Genomic DNA, 6,165 nt, shown 5'->3' on the forward strand with positions numbered 1-6,165 from the left:
ACCCGTCCTCAAGTCTCCCGGCGACCACCGGCCTGGGAGGGCCGGCGACCGCCGCCACAGCGCAGCGAACACCAAAGCTTCTCAACGGCATTCTTTCTCGCGCATTGTCACAGGTCCAACCCGGTTATGGGGAAGCGCCCGCCGATGACCGTGACATAACAGTGTCCTACTGTCGCGGCAGCACCGGCGGGCGCGAGATCAAAATCCTGGCTCGACCCCCTCTCGCGGTGAGGGAAGAGGTCGCCGACATGGATGTCGAGCACCGAGGCGATGGCCTCGAGGTCGTCCATGTCGAACGCGGTCTCACCGGTCATGCGCCGGCTCATCGTGGATTGTTTTATCCCGGTGCGCCTTGCGAGCTCGGCCCCGCTCATCTTGCGGCGGGCGAGGACTACTCGTAGTTCCTCTGCGACGTGCTCGCGGAGACGCCTTCGCGGTGGCGTCGTCTGCTCGCTCATGCCAGACATCATGACCCGCTACGCGGGTCACTGGCAAGCCTTCAGATATGCCAGGCCATCACTCTGTAAATCTACCCGCCTAGCGGGTTGACGACCCGTCCGTCGGGCGGGTAGAACTGTCCCATGCCGGAAAACAACCCGCCCAGCGGGACACGCGAGGCGGTAGCCCGCGCAGTCCGCGAGGCCATGGCCAGGAAGAAAATCTCTGGCCGCGCACTCGCCGACCAGCTCGGAATGCCGCAGTCCGTGTTCTCGCGGCGTATGACCGGCGAGGTTGCCTTCACGGTCGACGAGCTGGCCGCAATCGCGGCAGAGCTAGAAGAGCCGCTGACCGGCCTCCTCGCCGGAGTCCCTGCGGTCGGTGCCGCATGACCGACATCGCCACAACCCAGTTGACCACCGACGAGGCGCGCGAGCTGACCGCCGAAATCCGCCGAGACCTCGACGGCCTACTCCCGAAGATCAAACGCGCCTTCGAAGGCCGCGCCGACAAGGCCCTCGGCTACGACTCCTGGCAAGCGTACTGCTCGGCCGAGCTGAGCGACGTGCGAGTTCCGGTCGGCAGCCGCCCGGCGATGGTGGCCGAACTGAGGCAGTCCGGCATGAGCCAGCGCGCGATTGGCGCGGCTCTCGGCGTCCACCACAGCACCGTGGCCGAGGACCTGAAATCGACTGGCGGAAATCCGCCAGTCGAACCAGAGCGGGTCGTATCGCTAGACGGTCGTCAGCGCCCAGCGGTTCAGCCGAAGCCCGAGATTCCCGCCGCCGATCTCGCCGAGTTTCCCGAGTTGGAGCACTTCGCCGACCGTCCGGCGAAAGCCGCGGCCCTGGCTACCCAGCTCCGTGGCTTCGAGCCCGCCGAGCAGGCCGCCCGCCGCGAAACGCTCGGCAAGGTCATTCAGGCCGAGAAGGAAGGACGCCTCGCTGTGCAGCCCGACCCGGGGGATGAGGCGGTCGCGCAGGCCGACCGGCTGTTTATCGCCGTCAACGAGGCAGCTCAGGTCGCCGAGAAGGTCGGCGACGTCGCCGCTATCGAGGAAGCCGTCCGGCACGCGGATCCGGACCACATTGAACTCTGGCGTACTCAGTTCACGGACCTCGCCGCAACTCTCGTGCGCCTCGCTGGCGCATGCCGACCCAAGCTCCGGAGTGTGCAGTGAGGCTTCCTAAAGGACTCCACAAGCGAGTCGAGAACCTTGTCATGCCGACGCTCAGCTCGATGGGCGGGGCGGCGACGGTCGATGACGTGACGAGCCACATCAGGCTCCGCCTAAGCGAGGCCGAGCGCGAGCAGCTCGCCTCCGCCGGGATCGCGACCATCGTCGCCAAACGGTTCCGTGCCCCTGGACGTGACGGCTTGCCCGATGCCCCGGCCGTCGATTCGAAGGGCACGCACATGCAACTGGAACTGCTGAGTGCGAGCGAATTCCACTACGTCATCCGGTCCTGCCTCGTCGGTGCTCGCCGGTACAAGCGCCGAGCCGAGCAGTACCGCGACCGGTGCAATGAGCTGCACGGCGTGTTCTACGACCTCGCGGACATCGAGCAGGAGATCAGCGAGGAAGGGCTGATCGCATGACCGCCCTCGCCAACGACCCGCCGCCCCCACCGGCCGACCCGCCGCCCCCACCGCCGAAGAACCCGACGCATCCGCCGGACACCCGGCCCCCGAACCGGAAGAACGCGACACCGGAAGCGAACACGGGCTCGCCGTGGCCGTCGCGTCCGGGTGGCCCGTCGGGTCCGGGTGGCCCGACCGCCCCGCCGAAGTCGAATACGGAGCTGCTCGACGACATCGACGGGACCCTGGTCGCCCTGCTCGTCATGAGCTATTTCGGTCCGGCGGAGCAGGGCACGGCAGCGGCAGCCGAGCAGGCCGCTGCGGCGGAAGTCCTGCTGTTCCGTCTGCGGATGGCGCGCCGCGCGGTGGCTGATCTGCGCGCCGCGTTCGAGTCTCCGGCCCGCCAGTCCCCCCAGCTTCGACCGTCTGGCGGGCCGGTCAACGTCCCGGGTTCCATGCTGCGTGGCCCGGGCGAGGAGGGCTGCGCTGACGGAGCGGTCAGCGCAGCCTTCCGCCTCCCCGACACGCGGCTGCCACTCGCCTTCGAGCCGGGCGAGCGCCGCCTGTACGGCCGCGTCGGAGACCCGTCATGAGCCGCCGCGCGGCCCGCTCCTGGGCGAACGCCATCCCCGGGCTGCTGCTGGAGCCTGCGTCATGGCTGCCGGGACTGCTGCTGGTCGGCGGGATCGGCTACACGGCCTGGGCGTCGTGGTGGCTGTGATGCGCGTGCTCGACGGCCTGGCCGACCTGCTCCCGCCGGCGCTGCTGTTCGCGCTGCTGGTGGGTGGCCCGGCGCGGCTGGTGATCGAGGTCGCCTGCACCTGAAAAAACAGCGGGCCAACCCGGCGCAACGGGTGGCCCGCCAGATCAGCCCCAACCAAGGAAAGGACCGACCCGCAATGACCAACATACGCACGCAGAAGTCCGGTGACCAGTTGGCGCCCGGCGACTGGCTCGCCCCCGGCCAGATCACCGACGGCGCGGCCGAGGTCCTGTTCGCGCACGCCTACCCGGCCAGCGCCGACCGGAGCCGCGACAACCACGGCAAGCACGTCCGGCTGGTCGTGCGCGAGCTGGGCAAGGCCAAGACCTACTCCGATGTTGTCGCCGGGACCACTCTGTTCGTCCTGGCGTCCGACGAGGAGCTGGCCGAGTACCGCGAGGAGGCCGAGCGGGCGCAGCGGATCGCCGACATCCGGGCGTTCGCCGACTGGCTTGAGGACAACCCGTGGGCGCCGCTGCCGTGTAGCTTCGACGCGCAGGTCCATCTCGACGAGCGGCACCTGGGCGGCCCCTCCGTTGCTGACGCGCTGGCCAAGGTCCGCGAGGTCGCGCCCCGGCTCGGCGTGGAGCTGGAGGAGCGGCTCGACGACCGCACGTGCGCGCGGAAGAGCTTCGGCTCCGTCGGCTACGACGTAATCGCCTGGCACCCGAACGGACGCCCGGACGAGTCCCGCACCGGAGAGACCGTCGAGGACCTGGGCAAGAACTTCGACCGGTCACAGACCGCCGACGGGAAACCCGACACCTCCGGCCTCGGCTATTCCCGCCCGGCCGAGGAGCCGCAACCCACCGGCCAGCGTCGCGTGCCCTCCCACTTCCAGCACGCCACCGACGAAGGCGTCGACGAGCTGCCACCCACGCCAGCACCCACCCGCGTCGTGCACCTCTCCCTGCGCGGCGACACGGCCTGCGAGAAGACCGTGTCCAGCCTGCCCGCCGGGCACGGCCACAGCACCGAGCACGCCGATGTCACGTGCAAGGAGTGCCTTGAGGCGGTGCCGTTCTGATGACCGGCCTGTACCGCCTCGTCTGGACCAAAACGGACGGCGAAACCCTCGCAGGGCACCCGACCAGCCGCGAGAACGCGCTGGCCCAGTTCAACTCCTGCACCGAGATCCGGCGCGCCGCGAGCCGCACCGGCTCCCGCCTGCGGGTGCTCCGCGAGGCCGACTACCAAGCGCTCAGGAGACACCGGTGAAAGGCCAGCACACCAACACCCTGTCCGACCGGGAGCTGCAGGTGCTGGAAGGCATGGCGAACGGGAAGTCCAACGCAGAGATCGGCCGCGAGCTGCACGTCTCCGAGGACACCGTGAAAACCCACGCCCGGCCCCTGTTCCGCAAACTCGGCGCCCGCGACCGCGCCCACGCCGTAGCCATCGGATACCAGCAGGGACTACTCGTCGGCGCCCGCGCCGCGTCCCGGCCCGACGACACGGTACGGCTCGGCGCCGCGCACGCCTGGCTCGACGAATGGCAGCCGGTACGGCGAGAAGCACCTGACCATTCCCGGTTCGCCCGCCTGTACGACGGCCTCACCGAACGCCTCGCCGCACGCCCGCCTCACTGAACCTCCGACGAGACGGGGGTTCGAGCCCCGCCGCGCCGGATTGCCGGGCAACGACGCCCGGCAGGCCCGGGGTCATGGCCTGACACCCCACGACCCCGGGCCACCCACCACCTGAACCTGCAGAGCTTGAATCCACGAGGGACATAGAGATGACCACCGCAACCGTCACTGCCCAGGCCGAACTCGACGCGGCCCTCGACCGCACCGACCTCAACGAAATCATCATCACCTCGCCCGCCGGCGTGTGGCTGGAGCTGAACCGGCTCGGCTCGGCCAGCGTGACCGCCTACGGCTCGGCCAGCGTGCGCGCCTACTACTCGGCCAGCGTGACCGCCTACGGCTCGGCCAGCGTGACCGCCTCCGGCTCGGCCAGCGTGCGCGCCTACGACTCGGCCAGCGTGCGCGCCTACGACTCGGCCAGCGTGCGCGCCTACGACTCGGCCAGCGTGACCGCCTACGACTCGGCCAGCGTGACCGCCTACGACTCGGCCAGCGTGCGCGCCTACGACTCGGCCAGCGTGACCGCCTACGACTCGGCCAGCGTGACCGCCTCCGGCTCGGCCAGCGTGACCGCCTACTACTCGGCCAGCGTGACCGCCTACGACTCGGCCAGCGTGACCGCCTCCGGCTCGGCCAGCGTGACCGCCTACGGCTCGGCCAGCGTGACCGCCACCCCGCACGTCGCCGTCCACCTGCACTCCGCCCGCGCCACGGTCACCGGCGGCGTCGTCATCGACCTCACCACGCTCGACCTCACCGACGCCCGCGCCTGGGCCGAACACCAGGGCGTCGACATCACCGACGGCGAAGCGATCCTCTACAAGGCGGTCAGTTCGGGGCTGACCGCGGGCGAGCAGTACGACATGCCGACCACCTACACCGTCGGCGCCACCGTGACCGCCCCCGACTGGCGCGACGACCACAAGTGTGGCGGCGGTCTGCACGCGTCCCCGCGCCCGGAGCAGGCGAAGCGGTACCGCGACAGCGAGACCGGGACACGCTTCCTGCGCGTCGCCGCGCCGCTGGTGGATCTGCGGCCGATCTCCGCCGACAAGGCGAAGACCCGCTCGGTGCGGGTGCTCGCCGAGGTCGACATCAACGCCACCGACCTGACCCACGCGAACGCCTGAAGGACATACAAGATGACCCGGAAGCTCGACCTGGACACTCTGACCCTCGCCAGAGGCGGCCACGAAACCCCCGACCAGGGCGTATGCCTACTCGAGGCCGCCGCCTACCTCGCCGGGGAAGCACACGACGACCACCCGGCCTGCGTCTCGCCGGTCCTCGGCGCGTTCGGCCGCGAACTGAACGACCGTCTCGACGACACCAAGCGGCAACTGCTGAAGCCGCTGATCCCCGCCTTGCCCGGCACCGCCGGTGACGGCTTGGACGAGGCCCGCGGCTACCTGGCCCTGGACTGGATGGTCCGCACCTTCACCCCGGCGTGGCTGGATCTGGCCGGCCTTTCGGATGCGGCGTCGGAGCTGCGTGCGCTGCGCAGGATCGTCGATCTGGCGACCGCTGAGGCTGCCGGACCGGTGGTCCGGGCGGGTGCGGGCAAGGCCGCAGCGGCGTGGGATGCGGCGTGGGCTGCGGCGGGGGCTGCGGCGTGGGATGCGGCGTGGGATGCGGCGCGGGATGCGGCGCGGGATGCGGCCCGGGATGCGGCGCGGGCTGCGGCGCGGGATGCGGCGGGGGCTGCGGCGCGGGCTGCGGCGCGGGATGCGGCGCGGGATGCGGCGGGGGCTGCGGCGTGGGATGCGGCGCGGGATGCGGCGCGGGATGCGGCGG

General features: G+C 70.5%; 10 protein-coding genes and 1 pseudogene. 10 read left to right on the top strand and 1 reads right to left on the bottom strand.

Annotation, left to right across the window (positions count from 1 at the left end):
• Positions 1-107: 107 nt before the first annotated feature.
• A complete protein-coding gene (locus ACFQS1_RS14885; RefSeq protein ID WP_378968168.1) occupies positions 108-458 on the bottom strand; it encodes a helix-turn-helix domain-containing protein in 351 nt (116 codons plus the stop codon).
• A gap of 123 nt (positions 459-581) precedes the next feature.
• Here ACFQS1_RS14885 and ACFQS1_RS14890 point away from each other — a divergent pair, with 123 nt between their 5' ends.
• The 10 genes and pseudogenes from ACFQS1_RS14890 to ACFQS1_RS14935 all read left to right on the top strand — a co-directional run.
• Complete coding sequence (locus ACFQS1_RS14890; protein ID WP_378968170.1) at positions 582-830, top strand: helix-turn-helix domain-containing protein; 249 nt, start codon at positions 582-584, stop codon at positions 828-830.
• Positions 827-1,618 (top strand): helix-turn-helix domain-containing protein, encoded by a 792-nt coding sequence (locus ACFQS1_RS14895; protein ID WP_378968172.1) that lies wholly within the window; start codon positions 827-829, stop codon positions 1,616-1,618. The genes ACFQS1_RS14890 and ACFQS1_RS14895 overlap by 4 nt, the downstream gene beginning before the upstream one ends.
• A 41-nt stretch (positions 1,619-1,659) precedes the next feature.
• A complete protein-coding gene (locus ACFQS1_RS14900; RefSeq protein ID WP_378968174.1) occupies positions 1,660-2,037 on the top strand; it encodes a hypothetical protein in 378 nt (125 codons plus the stop codon).
• Entirely contained in the window at positions 2,034-2,612 is a 579-nt protein-coding gene (locus ACFQS1_RS14905) for a hypothetical protein (protein WP_378968176.1), read from the top strand. The genes ACFQS1_RS14900 and ACFQS1_RS14905 overlap by 4 nt, the downstream gene beginning before the upstream one ends.
• Positions 2,609-2,740 (top strand): hypothetical protein, encoded by a 132-nt coding sequence (locus ACFQS1_RS14910; protein WP_378968178.1) that lies wholly within the window; start codon positions 2,609-2,611, stop codon positions 2,738-2,740. Before ACFQS1_RS14905 ends, ACFQS1_RS14910 begins: the two co-directional genes overlap by 4 nt.
• Positions 2,741-2,918: 178 nt before the next feature.
• A complete protein-coding gene (locus tag ACFQS1_RS14915; protein ID WP_378968180.1) occupies positions 2,919-3,809 on the top strand; it encodes a hypothetical protein in 891 nt (296 codons plus the stop codon).
• Complete coding sequence (locus ACFQS1_RS14920; RefSeq protein WP_378968182.1) at positions 3,809-4,000, top strand: hypothetical protein; 192 nt, start codon at positions 3,809-3,811, stop codon at positions 3,998-4,000. The genes ACFQS1_RS14915 and ACFQS1_RS14920 overlap by 1 nt, the downstream gene beginning before the upstream one ends.
• Before the next feature lie 20 nt (positions 4,001-4,020).
• A pseudogene (locus ACFQS1_RS14925) lies at positions 4,021-4,203 on the top strand (response regulator transcription factor); the annotation flags it as partial.
• 317 nt (positions 4,204-4,520) lie between these two features.
• Complete coding sequence (locus ACFQS1_RS14930) at positions 4,521-5,501, top strand: DUF7666 domain-containing protein (RefSeq protein ID WP_378968184.1); 981 nt, start codon at positions 4,521-4,523, stop codon at positions 5,499-5,501.
• Between the two features lie 12 nt (positions 5,502-5,513).
• Positions 5,514-6,165: hypothetical protein (locus tag ACFQS1_RS14935; RefSeq protein ID WP_378968186.1), on the top strand; the 652-nt coding region annotated here is incomplete at its 3' end.

The organism is Paractinoplanes rhizophilus (genome assembly GCF_042664765.1).
GTDB lineage: Bacteria > Actinomycetota > Actinomycetes > Mycobacteriales > Micromonosporaceae > Actinoplanes > Actinoplanes rhizophilus.

Excerpts from the sequence above, each read along its gene's own strand:
- ACFQS1_RS14885 (WP_378968168.1), bottom strand. The coding sequence starts at position 458 with ATGAGCGAGCAGACGACGCCACCGCGAAGGCGTCTCCGCGAGCACGTC.
- ACFQS1_RS14890 (WP_378968170.1), top strand. The coding sequence starts at position 582 with ATGCCGGAAAACAACCCGCCCAGCGGGACACGCGAGGCGGTAGCCCGC.
- ACFQS1_RS14895 (WP_378968172.1), top strand. The coding sequence starts at position 827 with ATGACCGACATCGCCACAACCCAGTTGACCACCGACGAGGCGCGCGAG.
- ACFQS1_RS14900 (WP_378968174.1), top strand. The coding sequence starts at position 1,660 with ATGCCGACGCTCAGCTCGATGGGCGGGGCGGCGACGGTCGATGACGTG.
- ACFQS1_RS14905 (WP_378968176.1), top strand. The coding sequence starts at position 2,034 with ATGACCGCCCTCGCCAACGACCCGCCGCCCCCACCGGCCGACCCGCCG.
- ACFQS1_RS14910 (WP_378968178.1), top strand. The coding sequence starts at position 2,609 with ATGAGCCGCCGCGCGGCCCGCTCCTGGGCGAACGCCATCCCCGGGCTG.
- ACFQS1_RS14915 (WP_378968180.1), top strand. The coding sequence starts at position 2,919 with ATGACCAACATACGCACGCAGAAGTCCGGTGACCAGTTGGCGCCCGGC.
- ACFQS1_RS14920 (WP_378968182.1), top strand. The coding sequence starts at position 3,809 with ATGACCGGCCTGTACCGCCTCGTCTGGACCAAAACGGACGGCGAAACC.
- ACFQS1_RS14930 (WP_378968184.1), top strand. The coding sequence starts at position 4,521 with ATGACCACCGCAACCGTCACTGCCCAGGCCGAACTCGACGCGGCCCTC.